At 35.2% G+C, this 18,233-nt stretch carries 15 protein-coding genes and 1 tRNA gene; 8 read left to right on the top strand and 8 right to left on the bottom strand.

Going from position 1 to position 18,233, the window contains the following annotated elements:
* Window positions 1–6: 6 nt before the first annotated feature.
* The 5 genes from EDB96_RS07360 to EDB96_RS21030 all read right to left on the bottom strand — a co-directional run bounded on the left by EDB96_RS07360 (window position 7) and on the right by EDB96_RS21030 (window position 6,403).
* Window positions 7–756: a DNA polymerase beta superfamily protein gene (locus EDB96_RS07360; RefSeq protein WP_057116680.1), complete on the bottom strand. Its 750-nt coding sequence runs from the start codon at window positions 754–756 to the stop codon at window positions 7–9.
* Between the two features lie 144 nt (window positions 757–900).
* Window positions 901–1,701: a TatD family hydrolase gene (locus tag EDB96_RS07355; protein WP_134139945.1), complete on the bottom strand. Its 801-nt coding sequence runs from the start codon at window positions 1,699–1,701 to the stop codon at window positions 901–903.
* Between the two features lie 273 nt (window positions 1,702–1,974).
* Window positions 1,975–3,396, bottom strand: a complete 1,422-nt coding sequence (locus EDB96_RS07350) for an RtcB family protein (RefSeq protein WP_134139944.1) — start codon at window positions 3,394–3,396, stop codon at window positions 1,975–1,977.
* 414 nt (window positions 3,397–3,810) lie between these two features.
* On the bottom strand, window positions 3,811–6,051 hold the full coding sequence (locus EDB96_RS07345; protein WP_134139943.1) for a hypothetical protein: 2,241 nt from the start codon (window positions 6,049–6,051) through the stop codon (window positions 3,811–3,813).
* Between the two features lie 234 nt (window positions 6,052–6,285).
* Window positions 6,286–6,403, bottom strand: a tRNA-OTHER gene (locus tag EDB96_RS21030).
* A gap of 286 nt (window positions 6,404–6,689) precedes the next feature.
* Here EDB96_RS21030 and EDB96_RS07340 point away from each other — a divergent pair.
* From EDB96_RS07340 to EDB96_RS07305, 8 genes are all read left to right on the top strand, one after another.
* Window positions 6,690–7,304: a hypothetical protein gene (locus EDB96_RS07340; RefSeq protein WP_134139942.1), complete on the top strand. Its 615-nt coding sequence runs from the start codon at window positions 6,690–6,692 to the stop codon at window positions 7,302–7,304.
* Window positions 7,305–7,413: 109 nt separating this feature from the next.
* Window positions 7,414–8,451 carry a helix-turn-helix transcriptional regulator gene (locus EDB96_RS07335; RefSeq protein ID WP_134139941.1) on the top strand — a complete coding sequence of 346 codons (1,038 nt, stop codon included), beginning with the start codon at window positions 7,414–7,416 and terminating at the stop codon, window positions 8,449–8,451.
* Between the two features lie 221 nt (window positions 8,452–8,672).
* The gene (locus tag EDB96_RS07330; RefSeq protein WP_057116687.1) at window positions 8,673–9,131 is read left to right on the top strand and encodes a MarR family winged helix-turn-helix transcriptional regulator; all 459 of its coding nucleotides are present in this window, start codon (window positions 8,673–8,675) and stop codon (window positions 9,129–9,131) included.
* A 53-nt stretch (window positions 9,132–9,184) separates the two neighbouring features.
* Window positions 9,185–11,575: a 3-hydroxyacyl-CoA dehydrogenase/enoyl-CoA hydratase family protein gene (locus tag EDB96_RS07325; RefSeq protein WP_134139940.1), complete on the top strand. Its 2,391-nt coding sequence runs from the start codon at window positions 9,185–9,187 to the stop codon at window positions 11,573–11,575.
* 89 nt (window positions 11,576–11,664) lie between these two features.
* Window positions 11,665–12,846: a thiolase family protein gene (locus EDB96_RS07320; RefSeq protein ID WP_134139939.1), complete on the top strand. Its 1,182-nt coding sequence runs from the start codon at window positions 11,665–11,667 to the stop codon at window positions 12,844–12,846.
* 127 nt (window positions 12,847–12,973) lie between these two features.
* Entirely contained in the window at window positions 12,974–13,324 is a 351-nt protein-coding gene (locus tag EDB96_RS07315) for a four helix bundle protein (protein WP_134139938.1), read from the top strand.
* 46 nt (window positions 13,325–13,370) lie between these two features.
* Window positions 13,371–15,176 (top strand): acyl-CoA dehydrogenase family protein, encoded by a 1,806-nt coding sequence (locus tag EDB96_RS07310; protein WP_134139937.1) that lies wholly within the window; start codon window positions 13,371–13,373, stop codon window positions 15,174–15,176.
* A gap of 293 nt (window positions 15,177–15,469) precedes the next feature.
* Entirely contained in the window at window positions 15,470–16,486 is a 1,017-nt protein-coding gene (locus EDB96_RS07305) for a glycoside hydrolase family 18 protein (protein ID WP_243839316.1), read from the top strand.
* A gap of 70 nt (window positions 16,487–16,556) precedes the next feature.
* Here the strand turns inward: EDB96_RS07305 and EDB96_RS07300 are convergent, their stop codons facing one another.
* The 3 genes from EDB96_RS07300 to EDB96_RS07290 all read right to left on the bottom strand — a co-directional run bounded on the left by EDB96_RS07300 (window position 16,557) and on the right by EDB96_RS07290 (window position 18,113).
* Window positions 16,557–17,042, bottom strand: coding sequence for a hypothetical protein (locus EDB96_RS07300; protein ID WP_057117011.1), 486 nt, complete (start codon window positions 17,040–17,042; stop codon window positions 16,557–16,559).
* Between the two features lie 110 nt (window positions 17,043–17,152).
* Window positions 17,153–17,671: a DUF4251 domain-containing protein gene (locus tag EDB96_RS07295; RefSeq protein ID WP_134139935.1), complete on the bottom strand. Its 519-nt coding sequence runs from the start codon at window positions 17,669–17,671 to the stop codon at window positions 17,153–17,155.
* Between the two features lie 4 nt (window positions 17,672–17,675).
* A complete protein-coding gene (locus EDB96_RS07290; protein ID WP_134139934.1) occupies window positions 17,676–18,113 on the bottom strand; it encodes an META domain-containing protein in 438 nt (145 codons plus the stop codon).
* Between the last annotated feature and the right edge of the window lie 120 nt (window positions 18,114–18,233).

Raw genomic sequence — 18,233 nt, 5'->3', positions numbered from 1 at the left:
ATGATTTTAATTTAAAATTTCTCTTCTAAAAAACAAATCTAACTCCTCACTCAATTTATTTCCACTTCGTAGTTTATATGCATTTTCTTGATTAAATTTTACCGTTTCCAATAAAAAATCAGTAATCAAGTTTTCTTTTCGATGTAGATATTTTTCATCGTGAGTGACTTTTATTTCTTGCAGTTCCAATATTTTTTCTTGTATATTTTTCGGTGCAATTGGCAATAAATCTGTAAAAACTATTGGCGGAAAAGTATTATTTTCTATAATCCATTTTCCAGCTAAAGCAGTTCTTAAAGCGTAAAAATAACTTTTAAGTTTTACTTCGTGAATTTCGCATACTTCCATAAAGTTTTTTGTCGTTCCTAAATAGTGATGTAAAACCGCTATTGGCGAGAAACATTCTAAAGCCAATTTCTGCATTTGTTTTACAAAATCATCATTTTGGAAATACACTATTGGTGAAAACAACCACTCGATCAAAGGTGCATTAGATTTTGCTAATAACTTTACAGATTTCCGTAAGTCCCAGCCAGAGCCGTCAAGATCATCTTCAGTCATAAACTCTATTACATCAGGTTTTTCCCAAAGTGATAAATAATATTCAGGTTTGTGTTTGTATATAAAACGGATATCATAATCGCTGTCCGGAGAAGCAAATCCCCATGCACGACTTCCTGATTCTACAGCAAAAAGTATTTCTACATTTTTCTGTATTTCTATTTCTTTTAATTTTTGAAGTATTTTTTCTTTCATGATTGTTATCAAATATAAATTAAAAGCCTTTAAACTCAGTAAATATACCTGATTTAAAAGCCAACTTTTTTGCCGCTAAGGCACTAGGATACAAAGTTTTTTTTACTTTTAACATTGTGCCTTTGTATCTTCGTGGCAAAAATGCTAAATCTTAAAAAAATCCTTAGCATTCCTAGTCGTTTCCTCCGCAACTTTATCCAAAGCAATTCCTTTGAACTGCGCAATTGTTCCGGCAACATACGGCAGAAAAGCAGGTTCGCAACGGCGTTCGTGGTATTTTTTCAAAAGGCTGTTAGGCACATTTTTAGGAAGCATAAACGGTGCATCGGTTTCAATCATCATTCGGTCGAGCGGTACGTACTGAATGACTTCTTTTAAATGACTGAAACGTTTAGCATCTGAAATCGCTCCCGTAAAACCGAGATAAAATCCGTTATCGAGATAGGTTTTTGCTTCTTGCAACGTTCCAGTAAAACAATGCACAACGGCTTTTGGCAATTGCGGTAAATAGTCTTTGGTGATATTCATAAAGCTTTCAAAAGCGGCTCTTTCATGCAAAAACAAAGGTTTCTGAACTTCGATCGCCAATTCTAATTGGGCTTTATAACATTCTTCCTGTTTCTTTCTGGGCGAAAAATCACGATCAAAATCGAGTCCGCATTCCCCTACCGAAACGACTTGTTTCTGTTTTAATAAATTCCGCAGTCGTGAAATGCTTTTTTCATCAAAACTCTTCGCATCATGCGGATGAATTCCAGCCGTCGAATATAATATTCCCGGATATTGTTTTGCGATTTCTAATGAAGCTTCGCTGTTTCGTACGCTTGTGCCCGTGAGTATCATCTGCGATACGTCGGCGTCGAGCGCGTCTTGTACGACATCGTCTATGTCGTTTTGGAATTGTTTGTTGGTTAAATTAATTCCGATATCTATGTATGTTTTCATTTCTTTTTTGTTTTTGCCACGAAGGCGCTAAGGCACAAAGTTTTTTTCATTCTTTGGTGTGGTTATTATTATTTTTTAAGCGTAATATTTGTCATTTCGACGAAGGAGAAATCTCCACAAGTAGCTCCGCAACGTGAGTTTAATCTTTGTAGAGTTTCTCGTGGAGATTTCTCTCCCGAAGCCTCGGGATCGAAATGACATAAAATGAGAGAAATCGCTGTGATGAGAAAACTTAGAATCTTAGCATCTTAGAACCTCAGTATCTCAAAAATACTAGTCCTCACGACTCCCATCATCTGCCATTCTTACCAACTTCGGCGTGAACTTTGCCACAACATCAACTAAATCCTGTTGTGCTTCCATCACTTGGTTGATATCTTTATACGCCATTGGGGCTTCGTCCAGACCTGCACCAATAAGCGTAACGCCATGATCTTGCAGGATGGATTTCATCTCCGTTTTCGTAATGTTTTTTATGGCTTGAGTTCGGCTCATTTGTCGTCCTGCTCCGTGTGAAGCCGAATTAATGGCGTTCTCCTCGCCTTTTCCTCTCACCAAAAATCCTGGTGCAGTCATACTTCCCGGAATGATTCCCATAACGCCTTTTCCGGCTGGAGTTGCTCCTTTTCTATGCACGATCACTTCTTCGCCTTTCCAGATTTCTTTCCACGCAAAATTATGGTGGTTTTCGACTTTGGCTAAAATCGTCGCACCTAGAGCGCGTTCCATTTTGTTATGAATAATCTCGTGACAAGCCGAAGCGTAATCCCCCGCCAAATTCATCGCCATCCAGTATTCCTGACCCAATTGTGAGTTCATATCCAGATACGCTAAGTTTTTGGCCACTTCTGGAAGTTTACATTCGTCTTTCGCAATTTTAGTGTAATGTCCCGCAATTGTGGCACCCATTCCGCGTGAACCAGAATGCGTTAACAAAGCGACATATTTTCCTTTTGGGATTTTCAAAACCGCATCGTCTTGCGCAAATTCCATGATTCCGAATTCCACAAAGTGATTTCCACCACCAGAAGATCCTAATTGCGACCAGGCTTTATCTTTCAAATTCTTCACAAACGGATTCATATTAAATGTATCGTTCTCCAAAACCGCATGATCTGATTTGTACTGACCGTGAAATCCGTGACCCGCTCCAAAAATCGAATTAGCAATTAACTCTCTTTTGAATTTGGCTTCGTTTTCAAAGTAAAAAGCTTCAGGAATATCATAAACTGATAACGCCATTCTACACCCAATATCAACCCCGACACCATACGGAATAATGGAATTTTTTGTGGCTAAAACTCCGCCAATCGGCAGTCCGTAACCTTGGTGCGCGTCTGGCATTAAAGCTCCTGCAACTGTCACTGGCAATTTCATGGCAACTTCCATTTGTTTTCTGGCTCCGTCTTCGATATGATCTAATCCATAAGCCGAATACGCATTCGGATTCTGATTTAAAGCGATAAAATCTTCTGGTTTTTCATTTGATTTTTCGATTAAAGCGACAGCCAGTTTGCTGAAGATTTTATCGTCTATATAATTCTCCGGAGTTTCTAAGACGTTTTTGAAATTGGCAATCATTTCGTCTCTTGTAAATCCGTTTCTTTTACTGTTTATTTTTAAGGCAATCCCAATTATTTTTCCTTCTGGAAAGCCTAATTCTAATATATCTGTACCGTTTATTTGTGTTTTCATTGTTTATTATTTTTTAAGGGACAAAGGTCCAGAGGTTCATAGGTGCAAAGGTTTTATATAAGTGCGCAGTTATTTTGCGTAGTTTTTTTTTTTAAAGGGACAAAGTTGCAAGGGGACAAAGGAACAAAGGTTTAGTTACCCATAGATTAAACGATTAAAATGATTTTTTTGTCATTTTTTGTCATTTCGATCCCGAGGCTTCGGGAGAGAAATCTTCGCAAGCAACTCCGCAACGTGAGTCCAATCTTTGTCGAGCTTCTTGTGGAGATTTCTCTCCCGAAGCCTCGGGATCGAAATGACAAACTCTGCGCCTCTGCGAGATTAAATTTACCAATCTTTGCGGAGACGCACTGCAGTGCGCCTCTATAAAACCTTTGTCCCTCTGAACCTCTGCCTCTTTGTACCTAATTAAACCTAATCCACTAATAATTGCGTCACAACCGCTGGATTCATTGCCCATTGCGCTGTATACACCTCATCGGCATTTTGATCTTCGGTGATTGTTAAGCCTTGAGCTTCCGCTTTAAGCTGTAACAAACTACCAATATTTAATTTGCTGTTTAATTTTGACAACAACGCCTGAACGCCTTTGAAATCCAAACCGCCTACAACCTGACCTCCGAAAGTCATCTCTAACCAAACGATTTCTCTTTTGGCTACATCCAAAACTCCAAAAACCAAACCTTTGGCAACATTCTGCGTCACACGAACCTGATGATCTACACACGACGGATCGTATGCTACACCGGTTTTCTCTGAAATTTTCATCGGGTATTTACTGTTCATCCAACCAACAATTAAATTTGGCGTAATACTTCCGTTGCTGTAAGCATTACAGGTAAAAGTTACAAATTTTGCTTTGGCTTTCGCCAATTCGTCAATGTTGATGTTGATATATTCGGCCGTTCCAATTTTATTCGGAATACTTCGGATATCACCGCTATGCTGACAACCAGTTGTAGTCAATCGGCTGAAAGAACAAATATCTGAACTGTTTTCGTATGCGATATGACAGCTCAAATCCATATCTAAATGCTGTGCTGGCAAATCTTTACCCCATTGCATAAACAATCGCACTTCGTTTCCTTCAACTGGGAAACGTGTTCCCATTAAAGCAACCGGCAAATCTTGAACGGTTTCGCTTCGATCTCCTATAGAAACCGGAATATTAAACAACTGCGGATCGATATAGATTGTTTTGTTAGTGTTCGCCATTTTTGCAAATCGTTTTTTCATGGCCAAAAGACACAATTCTTCGATCTGGTTTTTCATTGCTTCCAACTGAACATCATCATACAATTTCAATAAACCGTTTGGTTCGATTCTTTTGTTTGTGCCACCCAAAGGTTTCACACTTCTTTGTATGTTTTTATCAAAGTAATTTTGAGCATACATATTTAAAGTAAACACCAATCGAGCCGGAACTTTATCGATGATTTCTTCAAAATGGGCAATCGTTTCTTCTGCACCAAACCATAACATATTCGAAAATAACGAACGTGCAAACAATCCTGGACGCTGTTTTAATAACGCAAATGTTTTATCGGCATCAAATTTCAATCTTGAAGCATTCACTTCACTTTGCCAAACATCATAAACCTTATTGTAAAATACATCCATTAAAGCAATTAATTTCTCAAATCCTTTTCTTTTGCTGTATTCGGCCAAACGAAGCGCTCGTATAAAACGAACCCACATTCCTCTTTTTGGATGCATAATTTCGCACATGGTCTCAACATCCATATCCATATTGTTTAACCAGTTTGCCACCATTAAACATTCTTTTCTTGAATATTTAAGTTTCAAATCTTTTTGAGATGCAATTCTAGCCTGCGCACTTGTATCCAAAGAATTATGAAAATGCTGGCCATTTTTAGTCGCTCTTTTCACAATCGTTTTTGGTTCGATAATCTGCAGCATTCCAGTATTTTTATACCATAAATATCTTAAGATATCAGTTGGTGTTTTTAAAAATTGAGATGCTTCAGCTTCTTTACCGTTTTCAATCAAAAGATCGATAACCAGCATTAAAGTTTCCTTAATTGCAACATCCACTTTTGGCAAAGGCAAATTTTGCATCGCCATTTTTAAACTATCTACCTGAGTAGCGTCTAAAGCCGTTTTTGATTGCAATAATGAGATATAGAAATCGTTTAAATCTTTTTCTGTCCACAATTCAAGCACTTTCAATTTGCTTCCCTGACCAAATTTTTCGATTTTACCAAATTCAAGCGGAGTTCCACAGAACGGGCAACCGTTGTATCTTTCTAATGGAAAAGTATTATCTGGGATAATATGACCGCATTGTAAAGTTGTTCCGTTTTTGGTTTTAAAAACATTTCCAAAATACGTGATAATATGATCTACAACAGATTCTCCCGTTGGGATATTCCATTCTTTCACTAAAGGCATCCAGTTTTTATCTGTCCCTAAGACTTCTCTCAGCACTTCTAAAACTTCTACTTTATAATTTGGGTTTACGTTGTTTAAAGCGTGTAATAACGATTCAGAAAATGTAAATCCGAGTTTAGAAACATTGGCTAACAAAACTGAAGTAGTTCCTGATAAATTTTTAATATCATTCGAAATCATTTCTGATGGAATGAAAATGGCATTTTGACGTAAACTGATTTTTAATAATGCTGTTGATTTCATTTTTTTTAATTTTTAAAATTTAGATAATTGCGTTTCTGAGTTCTACCTAAAAGATTTTGAAGTAAGAAACACTTGACCTGAAATTGGAGTGTAATGGATTAACTAACAAATTATCGGATTGGAAGAAGTAAGTTAATCTTGACCCTCTATTTTTATTAATGATGATTTTAAAACTTGCCGGACTCGAACCGGAGTACCAATTTTCTGAAGTAAGTTTTAATTGACCATTAATAGTGGAACAGGTGGGATTCGAACCCACGACCCGGACATTAAAAGTGTACGAAGTAAGTTTTGGTTGACCTTTGAATGATAATTTCAAAACTACCTGCTCTAACCGCTGAGCTACTGTCCCAATATAATAGTAGAATAAAAAGGTAATGGTTGAAGTGTGTACGTGGAAAGTGTTTCGAAGTAACTCAAACTTGACCTGTTTTATTCTTTCTTTATTTCTATGAACGTTTGTTTTTATTTCTGAACAAAGATTTTAAAATTAGTGCGCAGTTATTTTGCGTAGTAAAAATTTTGTTTTAATTGTTGAGAAATAGTATTCGTTTTATTTCTTGAACAAAGATTTCAAAACCACTACGCAATTATTTTGCGCAGTAAAAAAAGAATTTTAAATTTGAGTAAAAAACAACATGAATTTAGAGAAAATATATTCTGAATTACTCTCAAATATTGGCTTTTCAGCAAATGAAATTCAGCAGAACTGGACGGATTTAGAAAAGGCATATTCCAAGAAATCAAGGCATTATCATAATCTCACACATTTAAAAGAAATGATAGAAAGCTTTGAAAAATATTCTAATCGGCTTCAAAATCCGAATGAAATATTATTTTCTATTTTTTATCATGATTTTGTTTATTCGGCTTCCAAAAAAGACAACGAACTCAAAAGTGCCGAATATGGTTTGGCAATTTTACCTCAAAATGTCAACTTAAATAAACAATTGGTTTTTGATGCCATCTGCGCTACACAACAACATCAGCATAATAAAATTGAAGATATCAATTGGTTAATCGATTTTGATTTGAAAATCCTTGCGAAAGATTGGGACGATTATAAAATCTATTTTGAACAGATTAGAAAAGAATACAGCATTTATCCTGATCTTCTATACAAACCAGGACGTGCAAAAGCTTTGAAACATTTTCTGGAAAATGAGTTTATTTTTCAAACTGAGGAATTCAGGAATTTGCATGAAGAGAAAGCGAGACAAAATATCGAAAAGGAAATTTCAATATTAACATAAAGTATATCTGTAGAGACGCACCGCAGTGCGTCTACGCAACGAATATCCACAATACGTTAGACGCACTGCGGTGAGTCTCTACAATACAAACCGAAAAACAAACATTTTTATGTCACAAAACAAAAACGCCTTAATACGTTATAAAACCATTGACAAATGCCTCCAAAATAAATACAGACAATGGACTTTAGAAGATTTAATCGAAGAATGTTCTGAAGCATTATTTGAATACGAAGGACGCCAAAATCCAATCAGCAAGCGAACTATTCAAATGGATATTCAGCTGATGCGAAGTGAAAAACTGGGTTATAATGCGCCAATTGTCGTTTACGATAAAAAGTATTATAAATATGAAGATGATGATTTTTCGATAACCGATATTCCGCTTACGGAAACGGATATGAATGTTTTGACTGAAACCGTTTCGATGTTGAAACAGTTTAAAGATTTCTCCCTTTTTAATGATGTATCCGATATTTTACAGCGTTTAGAGGATAAAATCTATTCTGAAAAATCACATACCAAGCCCGTAATTTATCTGGATAAAAATGAGAATCTAAAAGGGCTGCATTATCTGGATGAAATATATCAGGCTATCATAAAGAAAATGGTTCTGATAATTACGTACAAATCTTTTAAATCTGCAGAAGAAACAAAATTTCATTTTCATCCTTTTATATTAAAAGAATTCAATAACCGCTGGTTTTTAATCGGAAAGAAAAAAGCATCACAGCCTATTACCAATTTGGCTTTGGACAGAATCATTGCAATTGATTATGATTTTAATCATCCTTACCTAGACGAAGATTTTGATGCCGATATGTATTATAAAGATGTAATTGGAGTTACGGTTAATTCGGGATTAAAAGCCAGGCGAATTGAACTTTGGGTAGATGCGTCAAATGCACCTTATGTATTGACAAAACCTTTACACAATTCTCAGCGGTTAATTAAGGAAAATGAAGACGGAAGCATTATTGTCCATTTATATGTGATACCAAATTATGAAATGGAAAGACTTCTTCTAGGTTTTGGAAGTTGTATGGAGATTTTAAGACCAGAAAGTCTGAGAAATCGTATGAAAAAGATACTTCAAGATGCCATTTCTCGCTACGATTCTGAAAATTCAACTGAAATAAATGCATAATTTTTTAAAGAATATCGAATTAAATCCGATTTAAAAACCAAAAAGACATTTTTACAGCATGGAAAATGTTAAAATCTAAAAAAAGAATAGTATATTTCCCTATAAATAAACCACCAAATCACACTAAATCAGTGATATTTTTTAACTAACCAAAAATTTATTAAAAAATTATATGCATGCATAGTATTTTTTAATTATATTTGAAATCGATATAGTTACCTATGAAAGACAAAACGATAGATTATATTTTGAGAGCGACGTGGCAGGCTGTTTCAAGAATGTATAATGAAGAGGCTGCCAAATATGATGCTACAATGGCAACAGGATTTGCTCTTTTAAGTATGGACAAGGAAGAAGGAACTCCATCAACCGCTTTAGGCCCGAGAATGGGCATGGAAGCAACCAGCTTAACAAGAACACTTAAATCTATGGAAGAGAAAGGTTTAATTGTTCGCAAAAAAAATCCAAGCGACGGCAGAGGTGTTTTAATATACCTAACCGAATTTGGAAAAGAAAAAAGAGATTTATCTAAAAATACAGTTCTGAAATTTAATGAAACCGTTAGAAAACATGTCTCAGACGAAAAGCTGCAGCATTTTATAGAAGTTTCTGAAATTATCAACGAATTAATTCAGGACAAAAATATTTTCAATCATACAGAAAACTCAGAAAATGAATAATCTCCTTTAAAGAGAAAATTCAAATTCTACCCAAAAAAACAAATTTTACAAATATGAAACGCACAATTAAAAAAGTTGCTGTAATTGGATCCGGAATTATGGGTTCAGGTATAGCTTGTCATTTTGCTAACATTGGTGTTGAAGTTTTACTTCTTGACATTATCCCGCGCGAACTGACAGAAGCTGAAGCTAAAAAAGGATTAACACTTGAAAGTAAAGCCGTTCGCAACCGTGTGGTAAACGAACATTTGGCGAATTCATTAAAATCGAAACCCTCTCCTATTTACAGTCAAAAATTCGCAAACCGAATCACAACTGGAAATACGACTGATGATATGGCAAAAATTGCCAATGTTGACTGGATTATCGAAGTTGTAGTAGAACGTTTGGATATCAAAAAATTAGTTTTTGAACAAATTGAGAAATTCCGCAAGCCTGGAACTTTAGTCACTTCTAACACTTCTGGTATTCCAATTCACTTTATGAGTGAAGGAAGAAGCGAAGATTTTCAACAACACTTCTGCGGAACTCACTTTTTTAACCCTGCGCGTTACTTAAAATTATTTGAAATTATTCCTGGTCCGAAAACTTCAACTGAAGTGTTGGATTTCTTAAACGAATACGGATCTAAATTTTTAGGAAAAACTTCGGTTGTTGCTAAAGATACTCCAGCTTTTATTGGAAACAGAATTGGTATTTACGGAATCCAGAGTTTATTCCATTTGGTAAAAGAAATGGGATTAACGATTGAAGAAGTTGATAAATTGACTGGTCCGGTAATTGGTCGTCCAAAATCAGCTACTTTCCGTACGGTTGACGTTGTTGGATTGGATACTTTGGTACATGTTGCTAATGGTATTTATGAAAACTGCCCAAAAGATGAACAACACGAATTGTTCAAACTTCCAGAATTTGTTACCAAAATGATGGAAAACAATTGGCTGGGAAGCAAAACAGGACAAGGTTTTTATAAAAAAGTAGATAAAGATATTCTTTCTTTAGATTTAGATACATTAGAATACCGCGCTGCGAAAAAAGCAAATTTTGCTACGCTTGAACTGACAAAAACTATCGATAAACCGATCAATCGTTTTAAAGTTTTAGTAAAAGGTACTGATAAAGCGGGAGAATTCTACCGTAAGAGTTTCGCGGGAATGTTTGCTTATGTATCAAACAGAATTCCTGAAATCTCAGACGAATTATATAAAATTGACGACGCCATGAAAGCTGGTTTTGGATGGGAAAATGGTCCATTCGAAATCTGGGATGCCATTGGTGTTGCCAAAGGAATCGAAATCATGAAAGCCGAAGGCTTAGAGCCTGCTTCATGGGTTACTGAAATGCTGGCTTCTGGAAGTGAAAGTTTTTATACTGTAAAAGAAGGAGCAACTTATTTCTATAACATTCCAACAAAATCACAAGTAAAAGTTCCTGGACAAGATTCATTCATTATTCTGAACAACATCCGCGAAAGCAAAAAAGTTTGGAGCAACAGCGGTGCAATCATTCAGGATTTAGGAGACGGAATTTTGAATTTAGAATTCCAATCTAAAATGAATACAATTGGTGGAGATGTACTTCAAGCCATCAATAAAGCAATCGACTTATCTGAAAAGGAATATCAAGGTTTAGTTATTGGAAACCAAGCAGCGAATTTCTCTGTTGGAGCTAATATCGGAATGATTTTCATGATGGCAGTTGAGCAGGAATATGACGAATTAAACATGGCGATCAAATTGTTCCAAGACACGATGATGCGCGTTCGTTATTCTTCTATTCCAGTTGTTGTAGCGCCTCACGGAATGACTTTCGGCGGTGGATGCGAAATGAGCTTACACGCTGATAAAGTGGTAGCCGCTGCAGAAACTTACATGGGATTAGTTGAATTTGGTGTTGGAGTTATCCCTGGTGGTGGTGGTTCTAAAGAAATGACTTTAAGAGCTTCAGATTTATTCCGTAAAAATGATGTGGAATTAAATGTTCTTCAGGAATATTTCTTGACAATCGCAATGGCAAAAGTTTCGACTTCTGGTTATGAAGCTTTCGACACTGGACTTCTTCAACATGGTAAAGATGTTATCGTAGTAAACAAAGATCGTCAGATTGCTGAAGCTAAAAAACATGCATTGTTATTAGCAGAAGCAGGTTATACACAGCCTATAAGAAGAACTGATGTGAAAGTATTAGGAAAACAAGCACTTGGAATGTTCTTAGTTGGAACCGATCAAATGGAAGCTGGAAAATACATTTCTGAACACGACAAGAAAATCGCTAACAAACTGGCTTATGTAATGGCTGGTGGTGATTTGTCTGAAGCGACTTTAGTATCTGAACAATATTTATTAGATATCGAACGTGAAGCTTTCTTGAGTTTATGTACAGAGAGAAAGACATTAGAGAGAATTCAATATATGTTAACTAAAGGAAAACCGCTTCGTAATTAGAGAATAGATGCAAGAAACAAGATGCAAGACTTTAGAAAATCTTGCATCTTGCCTCTTTCTTCTAATAAATCTTAAAAAAACAAAAACAAATGAAAACAGCATATATAGTAAAAGCATATAGAACAGCAGTTGGAAAAGCTCCAAAAGGTGTTTTTAGATTTAAAAGACCTGACGAATTAGCTGCAGAAACCATTCAGTTTATGATGGACGAACTGCCTAATTTCGATAAAAAGCGTATCGACGACGTTATGGTAGGAAATGCCATGCCGGAAGCAGAACAAGGTTTGAACGTTGGACGTTTGATTTCTCTAATGGGATTAAAAGTTGAAGATGTTCCTGGTGTAACCGTAAACCGTTACTGCGCATCTGGATTAGAAACTATCGGAATGGCGACTGCTAAAATCCAATCAGGAATGGCAGATTGTATCATTGCAGGTGGTGCAGAAAGCATGAGTTTTATTCCGATGGGAGGTTACAAACCAACTCCGGATTATAAAGTTGCTGCTGCAGGTCACGAAGATTACTACTGGGGAATGGGTTTAACTGCTGAAGCCGTTGCCAATCAATATAAAATTTCAAGAGAAGATCAAGATGAGTTTGCATACAACTCACACATGAAAGCTTTGAAAGCTCAGGCAGAAGGAAAATTCGACAAACAAATCGTTCCAATTACTGTTGAGCAGACTTTCATCAATGAAAATGGTAAAAAAGAAACTAAATCATACGTTGTAAAACAAGACGAAGGACCGAGAGCTGGAACTTCTATCGCTGCGTTATCTGGATTAAAACCTGTTTTTGCTGCTGACGGAAGTGTAACTGCAGGTAACTCTTCTCAAATGAGCGACGGTGCTGCATTCGTTTTAATCATGAGCGAAGAAATGGTAAAAGAATTAAACCTTGAGCCAATTGCACGTTTGGTAAACTTCGCTTCTTCTGGTGTTGAACCAAGAATTATGGGTATTGGTCCAGTAAAAGCAATTCCAAAAGCCTTAAAACAAGCTGGTTTAGAATTAAAAGATATTGACTTAGTTGAATTAAACGAAGCTTTTGCTTCTCAGTCTTTGGCTGTAATTCGAGAATTAGGTCTAAATCCAGATATCGTAAACGTAAACGGTGGAGCTATTGCTTTAGGACACCCTCTAGGTTGTACAGGAGCAAAACTTTCTGTTCAGTTATTTGATGAAATGAAACGCAGAGGTAATAAATACGGAATCGTTTCTATGTGTGTGGGGACTGGGCAAGGAAGTGCTGGGATTTACGAAGTGTTGTAGTTTTTAAGAGGAAAGAAGCAAGAAGCAAGACTTGATTTTTGGAATGAAAATATTCTGAGAGTAAACATTTTAAAAAGTAGTAAAAAACCTACATTTAATTTTTCTTCTTATCTTGCCTCAAAAAAACATGAGACACAATTTTAAGAATTTGAAAATTTGGATTTTAGCTATGGAAATTACAAATGACATCTATAGACTAACCGCCACTTTTCCCAAATCAGAAATTTATAGTTTGGTAAATCAAATGAATAGATGTTCTGTTTCCATGCCTTCTAATATTGCTGAGGGCTCAAACAGAGGCAATAAACATTTTCAACATTATTTGAATATTAGTTTAGGTTCGTCATTTGAATTGCAAACACAATTGTTAATAGCTTGTCAAAATGACTATGTAACAAAGGAAAAAACAGAAAAATTAGAAAACAAAATAATTGAATTTCAAAAGATGACCACAGGCTTTATTAGCAAGTTAAATTAAAATCTTGCTTATTGCTTCTTTCATCTTTTACCTAAAAACATAAGCAATGGCAGATACAATCGAAAAAAACGTGACTCGTGGTGGTCAGTTTTTAGTTAAAGAAACAAAATGCGAGGACATCTTTACTCCAGAAGATTTCTCGGAAGAGCAGTTAATGATGCGCGACTCTGTAAAAGAGTTCGTTGACAAAGAATTATGGGCGCATAAAGATCGTTTTGAGAAAAAAGATTACGCTTATACAGAAGCTTCTATGCGTAAAGCTGGTGAACTAGGACTTCTTGGAGTTGCAGTACCTGAAGAATACGGCGGATTAGGAATGGGATTTGTTTCTACAATGTTGGTTTGTGACTACATTTCTGGAGCAACTGGTTCTTTCTCAACTGCTTTTGGTGCGCATACTGGAATTGGAACAATGCCAATTACACTTTACGGATCTGAAGAGCAAAAGAAAAAATACGTTCCTAAATTGGCTTCTGGAGAATGGTTTGGAGCTTACTGCTTAACTGAGCCAGGCGCTGGATCTGATGCTAACTCAGGAAAAACTAAAGCAGTTTTATCAGAAGACGGAACACATTATAAAATTACAGGACAAAAAATGTGGATTTCGAATGCAGGTTTCTGCAGCGTTTTCATCGTTTTTGCTCGTATTGGAGATGATAAAAATATTACAGGTTTCATCGTAGAAAATGATCCGTCAAACGGAATTTCTATGAATGAAGAAGAGCATAAATTAGGAATTCGTGCTTCTTCTACTCGTCAGGTTTTCTTCAACGAAACAAAAGTTCCGGTTGAAAACATGTTGTCTGAAAGAGGAAACGGTTTCAAAATTGCGATGAATGCTTTGAACGTTGGTCGTATTAAATTGGCTGCTGCATGTTTAGATGCTCAAAGAAGAGTAACAACTGGAGCTGTAAAATATGCTAACGAAAGAATTCAGTTCAATACTCCTATTTCATCTTTTGGAGCTATCCGTTCTAAATTAGCTGAAATGGCAACTAGCGCTTACGCGGGAGAAAGTGCTTCTTACCGTGCTGCAAAAGACATCGAAGACAGAATTGCTGCTCGTGAAGCGGAAGGAACTTCTCATCAGGAAGCTGAATTGAAAGGTGTTGAAGAATATGCTATCGAGTGTTCGATCTTGAAAGTAGCGGTTTCTGAAGACGTTCAAAACTGTTCTGACGAAGGAATTCAGGTTTTTGGCGGAATGGGATTCTCTGAAGATACTCCAATGGAAAGTGCTTGGAGAGATGCTCGTATCGCACGTATCTACGAAGGAACTAACGAAATCAACAGAATGCTTTCTGTAGGTATGCTGATCAAAAAAGCAATGAAAGGGCACGTTGATTTACTTGGACCAGCAATGAAAGTTCAAGAAGAATTAATGGGAATTCCTTCTTTTGATACTCCGGATTTCTCTGAATTATTTGCAGAAGAAAAAACAATCGTAGCTAACTTGAAAAAAGTTTTCTTGATGGTTGCTGGAAGCGCTGTTCAAAAATATGGTCCAGAATTAGATTCTCACCAACAATTATTAATGGCTGCTGCAGATATCTTAATCGAAATTTATATGGCTGAAAGTACAATTCTTAGAACTGAGAAATTAGCTAAAAAAGAAGGTGAAGATAAAGTTCAAGAGCAAATTGCTATGGCAAAATTATACTTGTACAAAGCTGTAGATATTGTAAACTTAAGAGGAAAAGAAGGAATTGCTTCTTTCTCTGAAGGTGACGAACAGCGTATGATGTTGATGGGATTGAAACGTTTTACAAAATACACTAATCTGCCAAATGTTGTGGCGTTGAGAGAAAAAATTGCAGAAAAATTAGTTGCAGAAAATTCATACTGCTTCTAATATTACAATAGTTTTTAGCTTTTAATTTGTTTAAACCCGCGCAAGTCCGAAACTGCGCGGGTTTATTTTTGTTATTTTCCAGATCTTTCTTCGCAATATTTTTGCAACGATTTGCAAAATTTTCGTTAAAATTAACTTTCAAAGTGAATTACAATAGTTAAATATCCAATGTATTACTTTATATTTAACGTTCTAAAAACGCTAAAAACAAAATAATGAAACAAATTACTCTAATCGCTTCTTTTTTGTTGTGCTTTGGTATCACGACGACCTTTGCTCAAAAGAACAAAAAAATGGACATAATCGCTTATTACACTGGCGATTCAAAACTTATTGATGAATACGAAGTTGGCAAATTAAATCAAATTATTTTCAGTTTCTGCCATTTAAAAGATGGAAAATTAAGTGTTGATTCTCCTAAAGATTCAACTACAATCAAACACTTAGTTTCTCTAAAAGCAAAAAATCCGCAGCTAAAAATTATTTTATCACTTGGCGGCTGGGGTGGCTGCGAACCTTGTTCTGCTGCTTTCTCTACTCCAGAAGGTCGTTTAAAGTTTGCTAAATCTGTAAAAGAAATAAGCGATTCTTATAAAGTTGACGGTTTAGATCTAGATTGGGAATATCCAGCAATCGAAGGACTTCCAGGTCATTTGTATCAGGCTGTTGACAAACCTAACTTTACTGAACTGGTAAAAATATTACGTTCTACATTAGGTAAAAAATACGAATTGAGTTTCGCTGCAGGAGGTTTCCAAAAATATTTAGACGAATCTATTGACTGGAAAGCTGTAACTCCGTTGGTAAACCGCATCAATATTATGAGTTATGATTTAGTAAACGGGTATTCTAAAGTTACTGGTCATCATTCTCCATTATACAGTACAAATGCTAATGAAGAATCTACGAATAGAGCTGTTGAATTTTTATTGAAACAAGGCGTTCCTGCAGAGAAACTAGTTATTGGCGGTGCTTTTTACTCAAGAACTTGGAAAAATGTAGAAAACGTAAATAATGGTCTTTATCAAGCTGGAGAACATATTCAAGGCATCGATTTTAAAAACTTTGCTACAACTTATACTGAAGCAAATGGATGGAAATACTTTTGGGATGATAAAGCAAAAGCACCATATTGGTATAACGCTTCAACCAAAACTTTTGCAACATCTGATGATCTTAAATCTATAAAAGCAAAAGCAGAATACGTAAAAGCGAAGAAATTAGGAGGAATTATGTTTTGGGAACTTACGTTAGATAGTTTCCGTGACGGAATGGTAAATGAAATTTACAAAGTAAAAACAGCAAAATAATTTTGTTTAAAAGAATAAAAAAAGGCAGTTATCTAAATAACTGCCTTTTTGTTTTATAGTTACAAAAACCTTATTGAACTTTTGATTTATCCAATTCTCCGATAAAAGGAATAGATTCTAAAATTTCACTGCGAATAATCGTTTGCAGATACACTTCCAACTGAATAAATTTAGCCGCATTTATAGCTCCAATCGCTTTTTTGGCTTGACTATAGGTTTTAGAGTAAAGTTTTTCATAATCAATATGATTTTTTAAAGTACCTTTTGCTAATTCATCGGCTTTGGCATCTGTCAAAGTTTCATAATTAGCTGCATAATCATTTATTAATTGAAATTTGGTTTGACCAAGCGCTTTACGTTTTGTTTCGTACTCATCATACACCTTTGTAAAAGCTGCTGCTTGAGCATCTGACAAGTTCATGTATTGTTTTACTAAATCACTTTTAGATTTCCCGTAAACACTTTGCAAAACATCTACATCTTCTTTAAAAGAAGATTGTGCATAAGATGAAAATGAGGCAACAGCCAGAATAAGAATAAGACTTAATTTTTTCATAGTTTCAATTTTAAATTTGTTTTTAAAAATAATATGCATAGTAAAATATACTGATTATTAAAACTTTAAAACCCAAAACAGTATATCTATATCTTAAATAGGTAAAACTATTATTTATTCACCGATGTCTTTGGAGCACTAATTATTCCATCATAACTAATTGGCGCTCTATTGTTACTATTTACATTAAGCGTAGCTGTTCCATTAGAAAAAATACTAAACATTAGATCATAAACATCGTTTTTTCCTCGAACTGTTGCTTTTAAAATGGTATTTTTCTTTTTCTTTTCAATTTTGATATTCTCAGGTTTTCCTTCAAATTTAATTCCGCCGTCACCATTATACGCAACATTAAATCCGCGTCCAAAAAAAGGAAGATCGCAAGTTGTGTTTTCTGTATTAAAGTTCAAGAAATAAGTATTGTAATCCAGCTGAATTAATCTTCCACCTTGCGGTGTAACCTTTTGTGCTTCAAAAACAAAATTCTTGGCATCTAAAAGTGCTTGAATTTCATTTTGCTTTTTTAGTTCTCTTTCTTCTTTTAATTCTTTTTTTGTTTTTTCCTGTGCCGAAACTGAAAAGCTTAAGAGTGAAAAAATCAGGAACATAACAGATATTTTAGCTTTCATAGCATTATTTTTTAGTAAAACGCATCATTGCAATATCTCCAGAAATAAAATTTAAAGTTTTACCATCATCCGTAATATCGTATGAAGTAATTTTTTGCAGTGTAGACATATAAGTTTGTTCACCTTGTTGTCCGTCCAGACACATCATTTTGGTAACTGCCATTGGCTGGGTAAAATCAATTTTATTTCCATTTACAACCAATTTTCCCGTATAAGAATTACAGCTGTTATTGCCCGAAACTTGGTTTTCTTTTGTATTGAAAATTATTGTAGGTTTCTTATTTGGGTATAGACCATCAAAAGTAATCTTTGGACCAGTGATATAATTCAGTTCCCAAGTTCCGTCGAGTTTTGAAACTGCATCACTTTTTTTACATTTAAAAATATTGCAGGAAAGCAATATTGAACTAAGAAAAACGAGAGTAAAAATCTTTTTAATCATAATAGTTAAGAATTAAATATGAGCGAATTAGAGCAGGATTATCTCAGAAATTATTCGTTAAAACCATACGAAATTACGCAATATTTCCGTGTTATGTGCTCAATCGATATTAAATTATAA

This window comes from Flavobacterium sp. S87F.05.LMB.W.Kidney.N, assembly GCF_004366435.1.
Taxonomy (GTDB): Bacteria; Bacteroidota; Bacteroidia; order Flavobacteriales; family Flavobacteriaceae; genus Flavobacterium.
This window is presented reverse-complemented; position numbering and strand designations above follow the sequence as displayed.